The sequence below is a fragment of the Aquimarina sp. U1-2 genome, assembly GCF_017897595.1.
GTDB lineage: Bacteria > Bacteroidota > Bacteroidia > Flavobacteriales > Flavobacteriaceae > Aquimarina.
This window is the reverse complement of record NZ_JAGKIK010000001.1, coordinates 144,059-164,960: the sequence shown is the minus strand read 5'-3', so window position 1 is coordinate 164,960 and position 20,902 is coordinate 144,059. Positions and strand designations below refer to the sequence as shown.

Here is a 20,902-nt window from a genome sequence, read left to right as displayed (position 1 = left end):
GGGCTATGGCTTTTTTCTAAAAATTTACAATATAAGAACACCTTAGTAATGAAAATAGCAATTTATGGCCTTTGGATCTTTAACCTGTTATTGGTTTCCCTGGCAGTACAAGCTCAAAAATTTGAAAATCTCGCTCCCACACCGCCTATGGGATGGAATAGCTGGAATTATTTTAAATGTGATTTTAATGAGGAGCTGATTAAAAAGGTCGCCGATGCCATGAGTAGCAATGGTATGAAGGCTGTAGGTTACGAATATATCGTGATCGATGATTGCTGGCAGGTAGGTCGGGACAAAAATGGAAATATTATTCCGGACCCTGATAAATTTCCCTCTGGGATGAAAGCACTTGCTGATTATATCCACAGTAAAGGTCTAAAATTTGGGTTGTATTCTGATGCGGGAACCAAAACGTGTAAAGGTCTGCCGGGCAGTAGAGGTTACGAATTTCAGGACGCACGCACGTATGCCTCTTGGGGCGTTGATTTTTTGAAATATGATTGGTGCCATCATAGCACTCAAGATGCTAAAGCATCGTATACCCTAATGCGAGATGCGTTGTATAAAGCGGGTCGCCCTATACTATTTAGTATTTGTGAATGGGGAGAAAATGATCCCTGGCTTTGGGCTCCAGAAGTTGGCCATATGTGGCGTACAGGGCATGATATCAAAGATTGTTTTAATTGCGATCTTAATACAAGCAGCCAGGGCGTAATGCAAATATTAGATCAGCAGGCAGTGTTAAGAAAATATGCAGGTCCAAATGCCTGGAATGATCCTGATATGCTGGAAGTAGGTAACCCAGGTTTGACAATTGCAGAGTCTAGGGCTCATTTTAGCTTATGGTGCATGTTATCGGCTCCCTTAATTGCCGGTAATGATATTATCGATATGTCACCAGAAATTAAAAAAATATTAATCGATAAAGAAGTCATTGCGATTGATCAGGATCTCTTGGGTATACAGGCAATTAAATGGCTCGATTATGGGGATTTGGAAATCTGGTTTAAACCCCTTCAGAATGAAGAATATGCGGTTTGTTTTTTGAATAGAAACGAAAAGGAGAAAACTCTCAATTTTGATTTCAACCAGTGGGGTAAAGTTTTTGATCCTGATAAGGGGTGGAAAAAATACACTTTCGACGCCACATACCATATTTATGATGTCTGGAAAAAACAACATCTCGGCACCTCAAAAACACCCTTGAAGGCAACTATTCCTGGTCATGATGTATTATTAATAAAAATGAGCGTCAAGAAATGAGGGTAAGAAATTTAGTGTTTTTAGGAGTCGTACTTATTATTTTTTCCTGCGGAAGGCAAGAGCAGATAGAAACGAGAACCGAGTGGAAGAATCCGCAGATTACTCAGATACATAAAGAAGCTCCGCATGCGACTATGCAAATTTATGCTTCGGTCGATGATGCGTTGCAGGATGAAAAACCCTATCAAAAATCATTGAATGGTATCTGGAAGTTTCACTACTCAGAAAAGCCTGCAGATCGACCTATGGATTTTTTTAAGGTAGCATATGCTACAACGCATTGGGATGATATCGAGGTGCCAAGCAATTGGCAATTAAAAGGCTACGGGATCCCGATGTATTTTAATAACGGATTTCCTTTTCGATTTCTACAAAAAGACACCCTTCAACCTCCACAAGTTCCCGAAGATTTTAATCCGGTAGGCTCATATAAAACCACTTTCACTTATGACCAAAGCTGGAAAGACAGGCAAACTTTTATTCATTTTGAAGGCGTACAAAGCGCTTTCTACATTTGGGTAAACGGTCAAAAGGTTGGTTACAGCGAAGATAGTATGACCGCAGCCGAATTTAATATCACACCCTATTTGCAAGATGGTGAAAATGATCTGGCGGTAGAAGTATTTCAATGGTCAGATGGTAGCTACTTGGAAGATCAGGATTTTTGGAGGCTTAGTGGTATTTTTCGAGATGTCTATCTTTTTTCGACACCCAACGTGCATATTCGTGATTTTTTTATACAAACAGATCTCGATAAGGAGTATACCCACGCGACATTACACGTAAAAGCGAATGTTCGTAATTATTCGGGTTCCAAAACTCACGGGTACCAGGTAGAAGCACAATTATATGATACCAACGGCCAATCCGTAGGAGACACGGTAACGTTGCGTAGCGCCCTTCAGGATAGACGATTTGATTGGTATCAACCCGACGGCCCCGAAGCTATTTTTAACATGAAGACCAAGGTACTGCACCCAAAAAAATGGTCAGCAGAAAAGCCTCATTTATATCAACTTGTACTTACATTAAAAGATAGTTTAGATACTGTTCTGGAAGTAATTCCTGCAAGGTTTGGTTTTCGAGAGGTAGAAAGTAAAAATGGAGCAATACTCATTAATGGCCAGCCGGTAGTATTCAAAGGTGTAAATCGACATGATTTTGATCCCGAACACGGTAGAACGGTGTCGCATGCATCTATGAAACGAGACGTATTGTTAATGAAACAACTCAACATCAATGCCGTTAGAACAAGTCACTATCCGAATCATCCTGAGTTCTATAAATTGTGTGATGAATACGGATTGTATGTCGTAGACGAAGCGAATCTCGAGTCGGCAGGACATTTTTTTACTTTTGCACACAATCTGCCAGAATGGAAACAAGCCTGCGTAGAACGTATGGCGAATATGGTAGAGCGCGATAAAAATCACCCTAGTATTTTTAGCTGGTCGTTGGGTAATGAAGCAGGCTATGGTCCAAATTATGCAGAAATGGCATCGTATGCCCGCAACGTAGATACCACAAGACTGGTACAATACCTCGATAAATGGAAAGAAGATAATCCAGTAACCGATATTGTAAGTCCTATGTATCCAAGTATACAGGATTTGGTGGACTATGCGAAAGGAAAAGATACACGCCCCTATGTAATGTGCGAATATGCACATGCTATGGGAAATGCAATAGGAAATTTAAAAGAGTACTGGGATACCATTGCGCACTATCCAAAATTACAGGGAGGATTTATTTGGGATTGGGCCGATCAGGGGCTTAAAAAAACCACAAAAGCCGGCACGACTTTTTACGCTTATGGTGGTGATTTTGGTGATCAACCTAATGATAAGAATTTTTGCCTAAATGGTATCGTAGGACCCGATCGGGCGTTTTTTCCTAAATCCTACGAAGTACAAAAAGTATATCAATATATCGATTTTGAAGGAAGTACTATTAAAAACGGAACGATACAGATTACGAATAACTACCATTTTACAAACCTGAATGAATTTGATGTCTCTTACAAGGTGCTCGAAAATGGAGTTGTAATAACAGAAGGCTCTTTAGAACCTATTGATTTAGCTCCGGGTAAAACTACTGCGGTGAACATACCAAGATTCAATATAGATAAAGCAAATGATTATCATTTCGATGTATATTTTAAACATAAAGAAAATACACCTTGGGCGCAAAAGGGGCACAATGTTGCAAGAGCGCAATTTATAGTGAATACGGGTAAAGCTCAGTTCTCGAATATCCTGTCCAAAGCAAATTTCGATATAATTGATACTAGCACTCAACTACAGATCAAAAATGAGAACATAGCTCTAACGTTTGATAAAACTTCGGGATTACTAACTTCGATGACGTATGGAAATCTGGAGGTTATCAAAAAAGACAAACATCACGGACCCAAACTAAATTTGTATCGCGCTCCTACCGATAATGATCGTAATTTTTTTCAGACCTGGGATCAGGTTGATCAATGGAGCCTTCGAGGGTTGGATAGTTTGCAACAAAAGTTACGGGATTTTTCGTTCGAAAAACAAGAACATAACCTACGGGTAACTTCTAGCATCGATTATGTAGCCGATAGTATAAAAGTAACTCACAAAACCAGATATGACGTTTATACGAATGGTGAAGTTAGGATTCATAATCAGGTACTAACAGACACACGATTAGAAGTATTACCTAGAATTGGCGTGATTATGACTACTGCCAAATCGTTAGAAAAGTTACAATGGTACGGTCGGGGCCCTCATGAAAATTATGCCGATAGAAAATATAGTGCGCATATGGGCGTGTATTCCAGTACGGTATCTCAACAATTCATACCTTATCTCAAGCCTCAGGAAACAGGAAATAAAGAAGATGTGCGTTGGGCTCGTTTAACAGGAACCCGAGGCGGAATCGAAATTAAAGCTGAAGATAAAATAGCCTTTACAGCGATTCCTTACAAACCCGAAGATTTGGTGAAGGCTAATCATCCGCATGAGTTGGTGCCACGCGAGGTAAATGTAATTTATCTGGATCATTCTCAACTAGGGCTTGGGAACAGTAGTTGCGGCCCTGCTGCCTTACCCAAATATTGGGTCACTCCGAAACCTACTTCATTTACATTCAGTATCAAACCATTAAAACCTCAAAACAAATAATGACAAATTTATGTTTCATTACAATAAGAATAAATGGCCTAGTGTGTTTTCTAGTCACTTTAGGAGCTGTATTTTCTACATATGCTCAGAATAAAACCGTTCATGTTGATCCTTTTATCGGTTCTGAAGGTGGAGGGCACGTCTTTGTAGGGGCCTGCTTACCCTTTGGAATGGTCAAACTGGGGCCAGATATGGTAGGGCATTCAAATTCTGGGTATCGATCAGATAGCAATATTGAAGGTTTCAGTCATACGCATGTAAGTGGAACCGGTGGCGGGGCCAAATATGGAACTACCTCGATTATGCCGGTTTCTGGGGAACTAGACTTAGACAATTATACTTCCGATTGGGAAAACGAACAAAATTCACCCGGATATTTTTCGGTAGATCTCATAAAAAATAGAGTTAGTGCAGCAGTAACAGCAACGCATCGTTCAGGGTTTCATCAATACACCTTTAAAGATGATAAAGCGCATATTGTTATAGACGCAGGTCATTTTTTAAAGACCGGATCAGAATATGGGCACGGTCCTTTTGGTGAAGCACAACAGTTAGTAGGATCAGAGATCGCCATCCTTTCTCCAACTGAGGTTGAAGGATATACGCGAATACGTGGAGGATGGAACTACGGTGAAGCATATACCTTATACTTTTATGCCAAAACCGATCAACCGGCATCATCTTTCGGAACATGGAAAGAGAATACAAAAAAACCGGGTAGTACTGTTGAAGTTGATAGTGGTCATAAAACCGGAGCCTATTTATCGTATGAGAATCTAAAAAATAAGCAACTGCAAGTAAAAGTCGGGATCTCTTTTGTGAGTGCTAAAAAGGCGAAAGCTAATATTGAAAAAGAAATCATGCATTGGGATTTCAAAATGACAAGAGAAGCTGCTACAAGCCTTTGGAATAAAGAGCTTACTACAATTGGTATTGAAGGAAGTGATGAACTTAAAACCATATTCTATACAGGTTTGTATCACTCTATGTTAATGCCTGTTGACCGAACGGGTGAAAACCCGCTTTGGAAATCTGACCAACCCTATTACGATGATTACTATGCCATTTGGGATACATTTCGAACAACAAACCCACTTTTACTTCTTATCAATAAGAAAAAACACGTAGAAATGTTACAATCGTTGCTGGATATCTATACGTATGAAGGCTATATGCCCGATGCGCGAAGTGGAAATGCCAACGGAAGAACCCAGGGGGGAAGCAATTGTGATATTTTGTTTGCTGAAGCTTACTTAAAAAACATTGAAGATATCGATTATCAGACCGCTCTCGAAGCTATGTTGAAAAATGCCGAGATTCCGCCGGGAGGCAATGAACAACAAGAAGGACGAGGGGGACTACATGATTACAATACAGTAGGATATGTTTCAACAGATTTTGAACGCTCTTGTTCTCGAACGGTAGAATATGCCAATTGCGATTATGCCATTGCAACGCTGGCCAAAGGATTAGGCAAAGATAAAATTGCGCAACAATACTTTAAAAAATCCAACAATTGGAAGAATTTGTGGCGAGACGATTATAAAGACAGAAACACAACTGGTTTCATCTATCCCAGATTATCGAATGGGGATTGGTTGCCAAATTATGATTTTATGGAATATGGCTATTGGCCCGTTAAGTTTTATGAAGGCCGTTCATGGAATTATTCTTTCTATGTTCCTCATGATGTAAAAGCACTAATTCAAAAAATAGGAGGGAAAGATCGTTTTATAAAGCGTCTGGATACTTTTTTTGCTGAGGGTCTTTATGATGTTGGTAACGAACCTGATTTTTTAACCCCAATATGGTATACCTATGTGGGGGAATATGCACAATCAGCCAAACGAATTAATGCCATTACTACAGGCAATTTCAAAATTACCCGAGATGGTCTGCCTGGTAATGATGATTCTGGTGCGATGTCGAGTTGGTATATTTTTCATGCATTAGGATTTTATCCCGTGGCGGGTCAGGATGTGTATCTGGTCAGCAGCCCTTTAGTAAAATCGGCAACTATTGACATAGGTGAAGGTAAGGTTATTACTATCGAAGTCCAAAATGCATCAAAAAACAACATATATGTGAATGCAATGACCATTAATGGTAAGTCGTGGGATCAAGCATGGTTTCGACATCAGGATATCAGCAACGGAGCAAAAATTATCTTTACGATGGGAAGTACCCCCAGTACCTGGGGAAATAGCAAAATGCCACCTTCAATGTCTAATATCAAAACGAATTAGCAATGAGGTTTTATTTTTTTTCTTTCAATATTGTCGTTTTATTCTTGGTGGTAAACCTATTTTCAAGTTGTACATATTCAGAATCAAAAAATTCCGAAGAAACACTACGTCGGCCTAATATTATCTTCATTTTAACCGATGATCTGGCCTATTGGGGAACTGGTCATTCCGGAAACACACAGTTGAAAACACCTACTCTGGATCGGCTCGCTTCTGAAGGGGCACGGTTTTCTAATTTTTTTGTTCCCACACCGGTATGTAGTCCGGCAAGAGCCAGTTTAATGACCAGTAGATATGGATCTGAAGTCGGAATCACCGATTGGATTAATCACTATTGGGACGCTACTCTAAAAGGAACAGAACCCGATTTGGGGCTACCGTCAAAGTACACTACCTGGGCTGAAATTATTCAACAATCAGGTTATGAAACTGCTTTAATCGGTAAGTGGCATTTGGGTAAAAATGCAGAGTATCATCCTACAAATCAGGGGTTTGATATGTTCACAGGTTTTTTGGCCGGAGGGAACAAGGTAGCAAACCCAACCTTAGAAATTAAAGGGAAAGACAGTATATTTTCGGGTTTGACGACAGATATCCTTACTGATGAAGCCATTAAATATTTAACTAGAAAAGACCGGAAAAAACCGTTTTTTTTATCGCTGAATTATCGTGCACCTCATGCCCCGTGGTTACCTCTTTGTGAAGAAGATTGGGCAAAATACAAAGAATTGGCAATCAAATTACCACAACCCGAATATCCTAAGTTGGATAGCCTGGAGGTCATACGACGAACACGAGAGTATTACGGTGCCATTGCAGGCCTGGATCGCAATCTTAATCGAATCTTGAAAACACTAGCAGATACGAAGATTGAGCAGCATACCATAGTAATCTTTACTTCAGACCACGGTTATAATATAGGGCATAATGGCATCTGGCACAAAGGTAACGGGCATTGGATATTGAAAGAGAACCCGGTAGCCACTGAGAATATTCCGAAAGGTCAGCGCCCTAATATGTATGACAATTCCTTAAAAGTACCTGCTATCGTTAAATGGCCCGGTGTAGTGAAGAAAAATATAAAAATATCCAACACAGCAACCATCCTGGATTGGTATCCTACCTTATTACAAATGACCAATAATCTAATACATGATTCTATAACCATTCGTGGGCGTAATTTGCTTCCGTTACTTCAAGAAAAAGAAATGCCTGTTTGGAATGATACTGTATACGGTGAGTATTCTACGCACCATCAATCCATGACCCACATGCGTATGTTGCGAACTTCAGAATGGAAATTGGTGATGGATTATTTAAATACTGATCGCCACGAGTTATTTAATTTGAAAGATGATCCTTTAGAAACAACAAATATATACAATGTACCTGGTCATAAAAAAATCATCAAAGAATTAGAAGATCGTTTATTACAACAAATGAAAGCTATAGAAGATCCTTTAGTTAAGACTTTAAAAACCAGTTTATGAGCAAAACAAAACATACGACACCACTAATCACGTTAACACTGTTGTTTTTTATGTGGGGGTTTTTAACATGCATGAATGATATTTTAATTCCGTATCTAAAAGCTGTTTTTGATTTAGAATATTGGCAAGCCATGCTCGTTCAGTTTGCATTTTTTGGTGCTTATTTTATAGGTTCGCTGTTATATTTCCTCTATTCTATAAAATTTGGGGATCCTATTAATAAAATCGGGTACAAAAGTGGTATGGTGATAGGATTAGGTATTGCTGCCATAGGCTGTTTTTTATTTTATCCTGCAGCACAATTTGTTTCGTACACATTCTTTTTATCAGCACTTTTTGTGTTGGGACTGGGTTTTACCTTATTGCAAATATCGGCTAATCCTTATGTATCCATTCTGGGTGACGAGGCATCGGCATCGTCTAGACTTAATCTCGTTCAGGCCTTCAACTCTTTGGGAACTACGATCGCCCCAGTATTAGGTGGCTATTTAATTTTTGAGTTTTTCTTTGATAATACTTCGGGTGCAGCGGCTATCAAAACTCCGTATTTAATTTTTGGTATACTCTTCATTTTGGTAGCTTTATTGATTTCTAAGATTAAATTACCTCAATTTACCAATAACGACCTTGTCGAAAGAAAGGCAGGAGCTTTACAACATTCAAATTTGACGTATGGCATTTTGGCTATTTTTGTTTATGTAGGAGGAGAGGTAGCTATCGGTAGTTTTTTGATCAACTTTATTGGTTTAGAAGAAATTATAGGCGCAGATGAAGCATTAGCCACCAAGTACCTTGCTTTTTATTGGGGGGGAGCTATGATTGGTCGTTTTTCGGGTGCTTTATCGATGAGTGCTATGAACCCGACTAAAAAGTACCTCACCATGATGTTGCTTTCTGCCTTATCGTATGTACTTATTTTCAGTATTTCGGGCTTTACTTTTCAAACTACCCTTCCTTATTTAGGTCTCATGGTACTAAACTTTATAGCGTTTATATTAGGCAAGTCTTACGCAGGAAGAACATTAGGAATTTTCGCCTTACTATGTATATTTTTAATTATGGGTACCATGTTTTCATCAGGCCGTTTAGCAATGTGGCTTCTTATTGGGGTCGGACTTTTTAATTCGATCATGTGGCCGAATATTTTTACACTAGCCATTTCAGGATTAGGTAAGTATACAAGTCAGGGATCTTCTTTACTGGTGATGGCAATTTTGGGAGGTGCATTAATTCCGGTTTTTCAAGGGGGGATTGCAGATGTTTTTGGAGTACAAATTTCATTTATCATTCCGTTATTGTGTTATGTGTATATCTTGTTTTATGGCTGGGTAGGTAGTACTAAGAAAAAATTTTGACAATTAAATTTCCAGAACATGCTAATCGTATATAACAAAAAGCTTATAGCAATAGTATTTCTCTTACTGTTAAGTTTGAGTAGCTCTTCACAGTCAGCCGGCGATGCTGTACGAGTTGAAATTCCTTTAAATACCGGATGGGAATTTATGTATGGCTATAACAAACGAAAGTCTAATGCACAACCGGTTACTTTACCCCATACCTGGAATGCAGATGATGCCGATAGTGGAAAGAAGGATTATTATCGAGGCGACGGAAGCTATACAAGAAAGCTACAAATAAGTGAATCATATACATCAAAACGTCTTTTTTTAGAGTTTGAAGGTGTAGCAACAACAGCTTGGGTCTTTATTAATGGACATTATGTAGGAGAACATATAGGTGGCTATGCCAAATTTAATTTTGAAATTACCGATTATGTTGCTTTTGGCGAAGAAAATACAATTTTGGTCAAAGTAAGTAATGCTTATCGAATAGATGCCTTACCACTAGGAGGTGATTTTATGAAATATGGGGGTATTTATCGACCAGTTTCATTGTTGATCACGAATAAAGTCTGTATAACTCCGTTAGACTATGCTTCATCAGGAGTGTATATTACTCCCAAACAAGTGTCAAAAGACAAAGCTGTTGTTGAGCTCGAAACCAAAATTTCAAACCCTACGGCAAAAAAGAGTAAAGTAAAAGTAACAACTCGTATTCTGGATCAGGACGGAAAGGTAGTTGTAACAAAGGAGGCAACACCAACTATACCTTCGGCTCAGACTACTTCTGTTGTTAAGGAATTGGTTCTAGATGATCCGCATTTGTGGAAGGGTCGAAAAGATCCATATCTCTATACCGTTGAAACATCAATTATTCAAAATGGAGTCTTAATAGACCAGGTTACTGAACCTTTGGGCCTGCGATTCTTCAAAATCGATCCGGAAAAAGGGTTCTTTTTGAATGGGGAATATCTGGATCTTTATGGGGTTAACAGGCATCAGGACAAAGCCGGAAAAGGAAACGCCTTAACGCTCGCCGATCACCAACAGGACATGGATTTGATTATGGAAATGGGATCTAACATGCTGCGTTTATCCCATTATCAACATGCCGAGCCTATTTTTGAATATGCCGATAAAAACGGATTGGTGGTTTGGGCCGAAATTCCGCTAGTTGGTTTGGGGGGATTCTTGAAAAAAGGGTATTATAATAGTAAAGCGCTGCATGATAACGGTGAGCAACAACTCAAAGAATTGATTCGGCAGAATTACAATCATCCCTCAGTTTTCTTTTGGGGGTTATTTAATGAATTAAAAGATGAAGATGCAAATCCGCTACCGTACATAAAAAAATTACAAAAACTTGCAAAAGAAGAAGACGCCACCCGATTAACAGTAGCCGCGTCTAATATAGATAGTAGCGCGTTGAATAATGTGACCGATGTAATTGCGTGGAACAAATATTATGGTTGGTATGGCGAAGAACCATCTGAAATGGGCGTCTGGGCTGATGAGATGCATAAAAAATTTCCTAAAAGGGCCTTGGGAGTTAGTGAGTATGGGGCTGGGGCAAGTATTTATCATCATCAACAAAAATTAACACCTCCAGAACCCGGAGGAAAATGGCATCCAGAATCCTGGCAGGCCTATTTTCACGAAGAGAACTGGAAAGCGCTCAAAAAAAGACCTTTTATCTGGGGAAAAATGATTTGGAATATGTTCGATTTTGCCTCTTCTATGCGCAATGAAGGAGATCATCAAGGTATGAATGACAAAGGATTAGTAACATTTGATCGAAAAACTAAAAAAGATGCCTTTTACTTTTATAAAGCAAATTGGAGTTCGATACCTGTTCTTCATATTGCTGAAAAAAGATGGAAAGAACGACAAAAACCTACTACGAGGATAAAAGTATATACCAATCTGAAAGAAATAGAATTACTAGTAAACGATATCTCTTTAGGATCCCAAAAACCAGAAATGGGGATCTGTTTATGGCCAAAAATTGCATTAAAACAAGGAAGTAATGTCATAAAGGTTCGTGAAATTTCCTCAAAAAACACTGAAATTCTTATAGACGAGACTCATTTTTATTATTTGGACCTCTAGGGAGAGTATTAAAGTTAATTATGTACAGCTTAGCTCATCAAAAGTAATGTGTAAGTAAGGGTTTGTGCTGATTTTTCGTTTTCTATTGTATTGAAACTTGTATAGATGGTAGCATCTTTATATAATTATACAGCATTTCAAAGAATAATTTAATAAAAAAAGAGTTTTATATATTTGAATTTATAAATACTAAATCACAAATCATGAAAACACTTTGTAAATTAACATTAATCTCGGTGGTTATTTTCTTTACCTCATGTAAACAAAATCCTGCAGAGTCACCAGAGCACAAGGCGATGGTAGCAGAACATGCTGAGATGGAAGAGTCTCACAGTAAAATGGAGGCAGAACATAAAGCCATGAAAGATGATCATCAAGATATGGTTAATGCTCATAAAGCCATCGAAAATGATTCTATTCATCTAGTTACAGAACAAAATCATGTGGCATTATTAGCTAAACACCAAGAGCTTATTGAGGCTCATAAGGAATTAATAGAAAAACATGCACAATTAGAATCGAAACATGCTTCTGGAGAAATAACTTTAGAAGAAATGACAACAGAGCACGAATCTATCAAAAACGAGCATGAAAAAATGGCGCAAGAACACCAACAAATAGCGGCCGAACACGATCGAATTAAAAGCGAGGATGAAAAAATGATCAAAGAAGATCAGGAAAAGAGTACTGAAACTGGTGCAGATCAAGCATAGTTTACAGCGTATAAAAAATGAAACCACAATCTCTTTTGTTATAAAGGATTGTGGTTTTTTTATTTGGATATTGTCTATACATCACATTTTATATGAGTCAAAATAGTTGTTGTTTTACGATTTCAAAATACGTAGCGCTAACAGGAATTTTAGTAGTAGCAACAATCAAATCTTTCCCTTTTAAAGCAGTTACCCTTTTTTTATTAACGATATACGAACGATGAACGCGCATAAAACTATGTCGAGGTAGTAGTTCTTCAAGAGACTTGAGGGTTTGATAACTCATAATTTTTTTATCAGCGGTATAAAAAGTTACATATTCACTGCTACCTTCGATATATAGAATATCGGCTACTTTTAATTTATAGAGGTCATACCCTGATTTTACAGTAATATCGAAATCAGGATTTTGAACTTCGATACTGTGTTGTGCTTTGTTAACAGCAACCAAAAACCGTTCAAAAGCAATGGGTTTGAGAAGGTAATCTAAAGCATTCAGTTCGAATCCATCCAGTGCGTATTCTGAATATGCTGTTGTGAAAATGATCTTGGATGTCGAAGAGATCATTTTTGCAAAATCAGTGCCTTTTACATCAGGCATTTGAATATCTAAAAAAATGAGATCAATCTTTGAGTCATGAAGTATGTTTATGGCTTCCGTTACATTTTCAGCAGCACCAACCAATTCTAAAAAATCTAGTCTGGAAATATAAGTTTTCAAGAGTGTTCTGGCGAGTTCTTCATCATCAACTATAAGACATTTAATCGTGTTCATCGGTTCTCAAATTTAATTGCGCTGTATAGGTTTGATCAGTTTTATTAATTGTTAATTTGTGTAAATTTGGATAGAGTATAGATAACCTTTTAATTACGTTTTCAACTCCAATCCCACCTACCTTATCCTTATTAAAAGTATTTTCAGGAATGCTATTGACTATATTAAATTCAATTTGTTTCATATCAGCATACAAAGAGATCTGAATGAAAGCATCTGAGATTGTTTCTATATTGCTATGTTTTAATGCATTTTCTACAAAAGGAATAAACAACATTGGTGCTACTCTAATTTCTTGTTTTACTATATTGAAATCAGTCGTTATAGGGTAATTTTTGCTGCTTTTTAAAGAAAATAGTTGTATGTAGTTGTTGATATAAAGAATTTCATCTTCTAAAGGTACCCATTGTTTTTGACATTCATACAATACATATCGTAACATATCAGATAATTGAATAATACTTTTTTGTGTTTTATTAGAATTGATTACTGAAAGCGCATAAATATTATTTAGTGCATTAAACAGAAAATGAGGATTGATTTGCGATTTAAGTAATTTGAGTTCTGTCTGAAGATTTTCATTCTTACTACGAATCATTTCTTCTTCCTTTTTCTGGGCATACCCAAAAATTTCCAATAACGTAGCTATCACAAATGCAATACTAATCATAAGTAAATGAATAAATAGTTGCGAAGGTATGGGGTTATCCATAAGTTGAGGGGTAATTCTTCTTGGCGGAAGTGGAGCACTTGTAACCAGATGCGTACTCATGTAGGTGCTTATTAAGAGTATACCCAGTGATACTATAGCGAACAGCACATATTTTTTTTGCAAAAGAAGTTTTGGTACCAGATACCATATCGAGGCAATAATTAGTAAAACTTGGATACCAAAAGCAGCAATATTATCTATGATAAAGAAATAGGTACCTCCTTGAATCAAAATGATCACGATCCATATAGAAAGCCATAAAATAATCTGTATCAGTGCTCTTTTTGTTTTCTTCATAACACAAATAAAAGAAAAAATAAATAGGAGGTTGGTTCAAAATAGGTCTAAAACGACTGGCTAAAATTTGACTTGCTTAAACACGGTTCTCTTTCACTTAGAACTTCTAGTAACTCGCTTAATATGAGATATTTTTTCTTCACTTTTCACGAAATTCATAGTCATATGAATAACTAAAAACAGTAATTATGAAACGATATATTATGAAATTATTGGTCATGATGACGCTATCATCTGTCATCACATCTTGTAAATCTCAAAACGACCCTGCAACACAGCATTCGAAAAATCAAAGAAATCAAAGGCCACCAAGTATAGAACAGATTTTTGAAACTATGGATGCCAATGAAGACGGTAGACTCTCTGAAACAGAAGTTAAGGAACCTTTAGAAAATAACTTCGCCGAAATTGATACAGATAGTGATGGTTTCCTTTCTGTAGAAGAAGTTGAAAACGCACCAAAGCCTAACCGACGAACATCTCGGGGAAGGAGACAATAAATATAAATTTTATTACTATGAAATAAGCCATAACTATTAGGATGACACCCACTGATATGATTATATGGCAATTTCACCCGCCTACCAGCCGCTAGGCAGGCAGGTCTGACAACTAAAAAACAAAAAACAAAAATAAAAACAGATGAAAACATTCTCATTTTCACTTTTAGTATTTTTTCTATTCTATAATTCTAGCCTTCTTGCTCACAAAGGAGGGCACGGACATGAAAATCTTAAACAATGGAGGATCAACAATGAAACTATTGAAGCTGCCTTCTTAATATCAAAAGAAGATAAAGTGTTTCTGGAGACTAAATCAGGACAAATTATAGCTTATGATATAGCTTCATTCTCTTATGTTGACCAGAAACATATACAAAAAAAAGTAGCGTATATCGACGCAGTTAATCATCTTGCCTCACACCATCCTAATGATCCCGAAGCACAATCCTGGCAACCTTTTGAAATGACTAAAAAGAAAGTTCTAATAATAGTACTTGTAATGGCTATTATTTGCTTTTTTATTTTCAAAAAAAGAAAGCAATTACTGGGTAATGGTATATTTACTTTATCGATTTTGATAGTGCTGGCTTGTGATGATTCCTCGAATAGTTCTGATGATGAACCATCACAAGTCCCGGCAAATGACGTGTCACAACTAGAAGTATATTTTGGTCATTTTTCTGGAGTTACTACTACTGCCGATGATAGCTATTTATATGTCGAATCCAACGGGATCCCAGAGCATGGAATGATGACTGGGATCACCAATTGGCAACAACAAGTCCCTATAGATCAAAATTATACCAAAGATAACAGTTGGGCATTTCCATTACAGCCGGTGTTAGCAGAAACACCACTGTTGTCTTCAGAGCATTTTATGCGAGGTGCCATTGCTATAGCTGTTAATGGGATTCCGGTTTTTAACCCTCTGAATAATCGTGGAGAAGATGCATTCGTGATTGGAGAATTAGACAATTGGGGAGGCCACTGCGGTCGAGCAGATGACTACCACTATCATATTCCCCCAACTCATTTAGAAGCTATTATAGGTTCAGACCAGCCATTGGCCTATGCGCTGGATGGTTTTCCGATCTACGGAGAAACAACTGATGAATTAGATGAGTACTTAGGTAAATTTAACGAAGATGGTTCATACCAATATCATACTACAAATACATTCCCTTATTTTATTGCAGGAATGCGTGGTCAAGTTACGCTCGATCCAAACAGTACTGCTCCAGAAGATCAAATTTTACCCCAAGCTCTGACACAAGAGGTAAGGCCTGCATTAATGCCACTAGCAGGGGCAGAAATTACTAACTTTAGTTCAACAGGTACCAATGCTTATTCTTTAGAATACCAAATAGGAATCGATACCTACTACACAAATTATAGTTGGGACGAAAATGGATTGTACACATATGAATACGTAGATAGCGAAGGCAATATAACTATTGAGACTTACCAACGGTAACTAGGTAATTATGTACTGTAAAATGTATTGTATGTACAATCTCAAAAAATTCAATAAACGTATAAAATAGATAGAAATGAAAACACTTAGATATATGTATTTAATAATTTTTTGGTTTGTGACCCTACTATGTTTGAGTTGTGGTAGTGATAATACTACAGCTTCAGACGATGATAATACTACTATAGATGAATATTCTGGAACTGCTTCTATAACGCAAGGGCGGGCAACTACTGTAACAGAAAATCTATATCCTCCTGGTCAACGTGTAGCAGGAGTTGGGACTATCACAGCAACAGATAACTCCGTTTGGATCGTACCTGCAGAAGTGAATTATACTAATAGCTCTTTTCCGCTAGCGCCAGATTTGTTCAATCCTGATGGAATTCAATTTACAACAGCCGCTGAAGCACTGGCAGCTTTTGACGATGATGCTATTGTAGAGGTAGATTCTGACGGCGAAGTTATTACAGGATATATATTTGCAGATAATTATTTTGAACTTTACGTAAATAGAGTTCCTGTAGGTAAAGATGCTATTCCATTTACCGAATTTAACTCACATATAGTAAAGTTTAGAGTGTCACGTCCCTTTACGGTTTCAATGAAGTTAGTAGATTGGGAAGAGAATTTAGGGTTAGGTTCAGAATATAATCAAGGTAGCGATTTTTATGCAGGCGATGGGGGTGTGGTTGCGGTATTTAAGAATAATATAGGAAACACAATAGCTACAACAGGTAGTGAATGGAAAGCTCAAACATTTTATACGTCACCTATAAAAGATTTAAATTGTGTTTCAGAGAGTGGAACCACAAGAATTTCATCAAATTGTGACACAGCGAGCGAAAACGATGGGACTTCATTTTTTGCATTGCATTGGCAGTTGCCTGATACTTGGATGGAAGAAGGTTTTGATACCTCTGATTGGCCTGACGCTACTACGTATACCAATGAAACAATTGTGGTACATAATAAACCTTCTTACACCTACTTTACCGATATATTTGATGATCCAGAAAATGATGCAGAATTCATATGGTCAACCAATATTATTTTGGATAACGAGGTAATTGTTAGTTATACAATACAATAAAGTAAAATATCCTTGATCACAATTTAGCTGAATTGAGAATACTACCTGGTGAAAAGCCAATTTCATTCACTGAAATTAGCTTTTGTTAACATCATATTCTTCTAAGTTTGAGGCTCAACTTTTAAAGAAATAAACGTAATTATTGTTTTGAAAACTATAAATGTAAAGGGTGTTTTCCTATTGATACTATCATTTTTTAACTTATATCTGATGTTTGGGTAAAATGAAACCATAGAAATCAAAAGATTGCTATCTACTGAAACCGATTTTTTTACTTCAGAAGCAGAACTACAATGAAGAGAGCGAAAAATAACACTTTCCTTTATATACCGTATCAATCAAAAGAAAGAAAAAACGATCGTCGAAAAATAGACGAAGAAGAAGAAGAAGGATTCTAAAATTGAAAGTTATATTTGTAAGAAGAGGTAGGTTATCATACTTTTAATTGAAAACAGGTTTAACGATGTTTTAAATTGATGAACTTGGTATAATCAAGGTAAACTAATTTAGTTATTGTCGGGTAGTTTGAAACGTCTTGATACATCAATACTATCTACAGGCTTTAGGATATAGCTATATTCATAATTTTGAGTAGGAACTCTAAACTCTTTGTGCGGCAGTGCATTTTTGGACCAGCTATCGTCGCCTCCTACACCCATTTGTATGTGATCAATATTGAGCGTTATAAAATCTCTTGTTTTAAGGTCGTAAGTATGCGAAGCATTATTAATATCTTCAGTAGTATATGGCCAAGCACTTACACTTAGATTCGAACTAACTCCACTAATATAAAGCCCTGTACCATTTTTGTTAGAAATCAAACACCATCTTACATCTGTTTTATTACTGCTTTCTTGTGGTCTAATATAATGGTGATAGTCTTCAATTACAGTTTGTTGATATAGCCCAACAGCAGCTCCCAATTTTCGGTCAGTGTAATTTTCATGAGGTCCTCGTCCTAACCATTGCAAAGAATTCAAGGATTTAGAAACTTGCATTTGCATTCCGTATTTTGGTAGGTAGGGCAGATTGCTGTTATCTTGAATGTAGAATCGGTTATTTACCAGAATCATTCCATCTCCAAAAATAGTGTAGTCGAGATTTATGCTGGCGTTATCATTTGCTACCAAATAACTTGTCTTTACTTCAAATGCTCCACTTTCTTTTTTATTAAATTTAAATGATGTTAACGTTTTATTTTCTCCGGCTTTTTTCCAAATACCAGATCTTTGTATGCTTCCGCCGCCACGATCGTTATCGGTAGCAGGCCTCCAGAACTGAGGAGTCAAGTTTCCGGTAATAAGAGGTATGTTTTTAAAAGTATGAGCAACCAATTCTCCGGTTTGTTTATTAAAAATTACAGAAAAATCATTTGAAGAAAAGATCACATTGGTTCCCTCTTCACTTAAGGTAATTGATGGAGAAGATTTTGGCGAATAACTAGGTAACATTTTTTGAAACGGAAGTTTGAATTGCTCCCAGGCAATTTCATGTCCTTTTAAAGCCCATTGGGTATCTTTTTTTAATCTAAAACTTATTTTCAAGAAATATTCAGATCCAGGCTTTGGGTCGGGTTTTTCAAAAGGAATGGTTATTATTTTTGATGCCTCAGGAATACTATAAATAGCATCCAGAGTTCCTTGCTGAATGGTCATACCATCTTCCTGAAGTATCCAGACAGCTTCAAAAATATCGAGATTGGTAAATTGATGATGATTGATGATTTTTACTTTACCATTAGTCAAATCAACCTCGTTAAAATCTATAGGTTGAAACACTTTTTTTACTTCCCAAAGTGCGGGTTGGGGGGTTCGATCCGGATTTACGATACCGTTAAGACAGAAGTTTTTGTCATTAATTTTGGTATCACCCATATCTCCTCCGTATGCATAATATGTTGTGCCGTCATCTTTTTTTTGTAATAGTCCCTGGTCTACCCAATCCCAGATGTAACCGCCAATCATTCGTTTGTTAGCGCGTATGGCATCCCAAAACTTGAATAGGTTTCCAGTAGAATTACCCATAGAATGTGCATATTCACACCAGATGACTGCCCTGGGGTCATTTTTCAGATTTGCCATTTCTACCATAGGTTCAATAGGCATATACATCCTGCTCATCATATCTACATAATCGGGATCATTTAAAAATTTCTTGCCATCGTAATTTAACGTTTGCGCTCCTTCGTAATGCACATACCTTGTATCATCATAATTCTTTATCCATCCGGACATAGCTTGGTGATTTGGCCCAGAACCTGATTCATTTCCCAAAGACCAAAAAATAATGGATGGATGGTTTTTGTCACGCTCTACCATTCTTGTCGCTCTCTCTAAATGGGCACCGGCCCATTCTGATCGATTGCTAAGATAACCACCAAGTTGATGAGTTTCGAGATTGGCCTCGTTCATTACATAAATTCCGTATTCATCACATAATTCGTACCACCTCGAATCATTAGGATAATGCGAAGTTCGCACGGCATTGATATTAAATTGTTTCATGGTTTTGATATCTTTCAACATCAATTCTTCGGTAACCACTTTTCCTGTAATTGGGTCATGATCGTGTCGATTTACACCATACATTAAGGTAGAAACACCATTAATAAAAAGCTCGCCATCTTTTATTTCAATCTCTCTGAATCCAATTTTCGTACTTCGATATTCTTTCACTTTACCCTTGTCATCTTTTATATAAAAAACCAGGGTATATAAATTAGGTTGCTCTGCACTCCATTTTTCAGGATTTTGAATAGTAGCTTCGAGCATAGCAAACTTTGGTTTACCTCTTTGGTTGTAGTATTCGTGAATAATGTCTTTAATATATATAGATATAGGTTTTTCAAGAACTTTATTCCCTAGTGCATCAAATAACTGAGCTTCAAGTTGCCAATTATCAATATTCTCGTTGCTATATCGTTTTATTTTTGCACGAATTTGTAGTTGTGCATCACGATAGTTTTTATCTAGATCTGTTTTTACAAAGAAATCATACAACTGTATTTTAGGAGAAGCTGTAATAAAAACGTCTCTAAAAATCCCGCTAAGACGCCAATGATCCTGATCTTCGAGATACACACCATCACTCCAGCGATATACTTGAACTGCTAATAAATTTTCACCCTCTTGCAGATAAGGCGATATATCAAATTCTGAAGGTAACATACTATCCTGGCCATAGCCCACTTTTTGACCATTAATCCATATATAAAAAGCAGAGCTTACTCCTCCAAGCTGTAGCGTGATTTGCATATCTTTCCAATCGTTGGGTATCTTAAAAGTAGTTCTGTAGCTCCCTGTGGGATTATCATCTTTTGGAACAAATGGTGGATTTACAGGTGAAAATGGATATCTAATATTTGTATAAATTGCGATTCCATATCCATGTAATTCCCAATTAGAGGGTACAGGAATTGTATCCCAATTGGTATCATCATAATTTGTATCGTAGAAAGCTTTCGGAGCTTTTTCTGGAATCGGTGCCCAAGAGAATTTCCAGTCACCATTTAGTGATAAATATTGACTAGAAGCTTTACGATCAGCAACAATAGCATCTTTTTCGGATGCATAGGAAATTGAAGTTGCCCGCATAGGCAATCGGTTAATACCTGTTACCAGTGGATCTTCATAATAGTTATAATTATTTTGCTGAAAACTTCGACTCTCACAGCTCAAAAAGAGTAGGGAAATAAGCATAGTATATTTACAGAACATTGTTCAAATATTTTAG

The 20,902-nt window shown here is 37.0% G+C and carries 13 protein-coding genes; 10 read left to right on the top strand and 3 right to left on the bottom strand.

Going from position 1 to position 20,902, the window contains the following annotated elements; translation table 11 throughout:
• The first annotated feature begins 48 nt into the window (after positions 1-48).
• The 7 genes from J8281_RS00625 (at position 49) to J8281_RS00595 (ending at position 12,316) form a co-directional block, all read left to right on the top strand.
• On the top strand, positions 49-1,263 hold the full coding sequence (locus J8281_RS00625) for a glycoside hydrolase family 27 protein (protein WP_210195653.1): 1,215 nt from the start codon (positions 49-51) through the stop codon (positions 1,261-1,263).
• Positions 1,260-4,418, top strand: coding sequence for a glycoside hydrolase family 2 TIM barrel-domain containing protein (locus J8281_RS00620; RefSeq protein ID WP_210195652.1), 3,159 nt, complete (start codon positions 1,260-1,262; stop codon positions 4,416-4,418). Before J8281_RS00625 ends, J8281_RS00620 begins: the two co-directional genes overlap by 4 nt.
• Positions 4,418-6,664 carry a GH92 family glycosyl hydrolase gene (locus J8281_RS00615; protein ID WP_210195651.1) on the top strand — a complete coding sequence of 749 codons (2,247 nt, stop codon included), beginning with the start codon at positions 4,418-4,420 and terminating at the stop codon, positions 6,662-6,664. The genes J8281_RS00620 and J8281_RS00615 overlap by 1 nt, the downstream gene beginning before the upstream one ends.
• 2 nt (positions 6,665-6,666) lie before the next feature.
• Entirely contained in the window at positions 6,667-8,154 is a 1,488-nt protein-coding gene (locus J8281_RS00610; protein WP_210195650.1) for a sulfatase, read from the top strand.
• Positions 8,151-9,509 carry a sugar MFS transporter gene (locus J8281_RS00605; RefSeq protein ID WP_210195649.1) on the top strand — a complete coding sequence of 453 codons (1,359 nt, stop codon included), beginning with the start codon at positions 8,151-8,153 and terminating at the stop codon, positions 9,507-9,509. Before J8281_RS00610 ends, J8281_RS00605 begins: the two co-directional genes overlap by 4 nt.
• An 18-nt stretch (positions 9,510-9,527) precedes the next feature.
• Positions 9,528-11,603: a glycoside hydrolase family 2 TIM barrel-domain containing protein gene (locus J8281_RS00600; protein ID WP_210195648.1), complete on the top strand. Its 2,076-nt coding sequence runs from the start codon at positions 9,528-9,530 to the stop codon at positions 11,601-11,603.
• A gap of 203 nt (positions 11,604-11,806) precedes the next feature.
• Positions 11,807-12,316, top strand: coding sequence for a hypothetical protein (locus J8281_RS00595; RefSeq protein ID WP_210195647.1), 510 nt, complete (start codon positions 11,807-11,809; stop codon positions 12,314-12,316).
• Between the two features lie 97 nt (positions 12,317-12,413).
• Here J8281_RS00595 and J8281_RS00590 read toward each other — a convergent pair whose 3' ends face one another.
• On the bottom strand, positions 12,414-13,091 hold the full coding sequence (locus J8281_RS00590; RefSeq protein ID WP_210195646.1) for a LytTR family DNA-binding domain-containing protein: 678 nt from the start codon (positions 13,089-13,091) through the stop codon (positions 12,414-12,416).
• Positions 13,078-14,100 carry a sensor histidine kinase gene (locus tag J8281_RS00585; protein ID WP_210195645.1) on the bottom strand — a complete coding sequence of 341 codons (1,023 nt, stop codon included), beginning with the start codon at positions 14,098-14,100 and terminating at the stop codon, positions 13,078-13,080. Before J8281_RS00585 ends, J8281_RS00590 begins: the two co-directional genes overlap by 14 nt.
• Before the next feature lie 188 nt (positions 14,101-14,288).
• On the opposite strand from J8281_RS00585, the gene J8281_RS00580 reads away from it, so the two are divergent.
• The 3 genes from J8281_RS00580 to J8281_RS00570 all read left to right on the top strand — a co-directional run bounded on the left by J8281_RS00580 (position 14,289) and on the right by J8281_RS00570 (position 17,170).
• Positions 14,289-14,600, top strand: coding sequence for an EF-hand domain-containing protein (locus J8281_RS00580; RefSeq protein WP_210195644.1), 312 nt, complete (start codon positions 14,289-14,291; stop codon positions 14,598-14,600).
• A 142-nt stretch (positions 14,601-14,742) separates the two neighbouring features.
• On the top strand, positions 14,743-16,077 hold the full coding sequence (locus J8281_RS00575) for a YHYH protein (RefSeq protein WP_210195643.1): 1,335 nt from the start codon (positions 14,743-14,745) through the stop codon (positions 16,075-16,077).
• Positions 16,078-16,153: 76 nt separating this feature from the next.
• Entirely contained in the window at positions 16,154-17,170 is a 1,017-nt protein-coding gene (locus J8281_RS00570; protein WP_210195642.1) for a hypothetical protein, read from the top strand.
• Positions 17,171-17,676: 506 nt separating this feature from the next.
• Here J8281_RS00570 and J8281_RS00565 read toward each other — a convergent pair.
• Positions 17,677-20,886 carry a glycoside hydrolase family 2 TIM barrel-domain containing protein gene (locus J8281_RS00565; protein WP_210195641.1) on the bottom strand — a complete coding sequence of 1,070 codons (3,210 nt, stop codon included), beginning with the start codon at positions 20,884-20,886 and terminating at the stop codon, positions 17,677-17,679.
• Between the last annotated feature and the right edge of the window lie 16 nt (positions 20,887-20,902).

Coding starts and splice junctions, on each gene's coding strand:
- J8281_RS00625 (WP_210195653.1), top strand. CDS start 49: ATGAAAATAGCAATTTATGGCCTTTGGATCTTTAACCTGTTATTGGTT.
- J8281_RS00620 (WP_210195652.1), top strand. CDS start 1,260: ATGAGGGTAAGAAATTTAGTGTTTTTAGGAGTCGTACTTATTATTTTT.
- J8281_RS00615 (WP_210195651.1), top strand. CDS start 4,418: ATGACAAATTTATGTTTCATTACAATAAGAATAAATGGCCTAGTGTGT.
- J8281_RS00610 (WP_210195650.1), top strand. CDS start 6,667: ATGAGGTTTTATTTTTTTTCTTTCAATATTGTCGTTTTATTCTTGGTG.
- J8281_RS00605 (WP_210195649.1), top strand. CDS start 8,151: ATGAGCAAAACAAAACATACGACACCACTAATCACGTTAACACTGTTG.
- J8281_RS00600 (WP_210195648.1), top strand. CDS start 9,528: ATGCTAATCGTATATAACAAAAAGCTTATAGCAATAGTATTTCTCTTA.
- J8281_RS00595 (WP_210195647.1), top strand. CDS start 11,807: ATGAAAACACTTTGTAAATTAACATTAATCTCGGTGGTTATTTTCTTT.
- J8281_RS00590 (WP_210195646.1), bottom strand. CDS start 13,091: ATGAACACGATTAAATGTCTTATAGTTGATGATGAAGAACTCGCCAGA.
- J8281_RS00585 (WP_210195645.1), bottom strand. CDS start 14,100: ATGAAGAAAACAAAAAGAGCACTGATACAGATTATTTTATGGCTTTCT.
- J8281_RS00580 (WP_210195644.1), top strand. CDS start 14,289: ATGAAACGATATATTATGAAATTATTGGTCATGATGACGCTATCATCT.
- J8281_RS00575 (WP_210195643.1), top strand. CDS start 14,743: ATGAAAACATTCTCATTTTCACTTTTAGTATTTTTTCTATTCTATAAT.
- J8281_RS00570 (WP_210195642.1), top strand. CDS start 16,154: ATGAAAACACTTAGATATATGTATTTAATAATTTTTTGGTTTGTGACC.
- J8281_RS00565 (WP_210195641.1), bottom strand. CDS start 20,886: ATGTTCTGTAAATATACTATGCTTATTTCCCTACTCTTTTTGAGCTGT.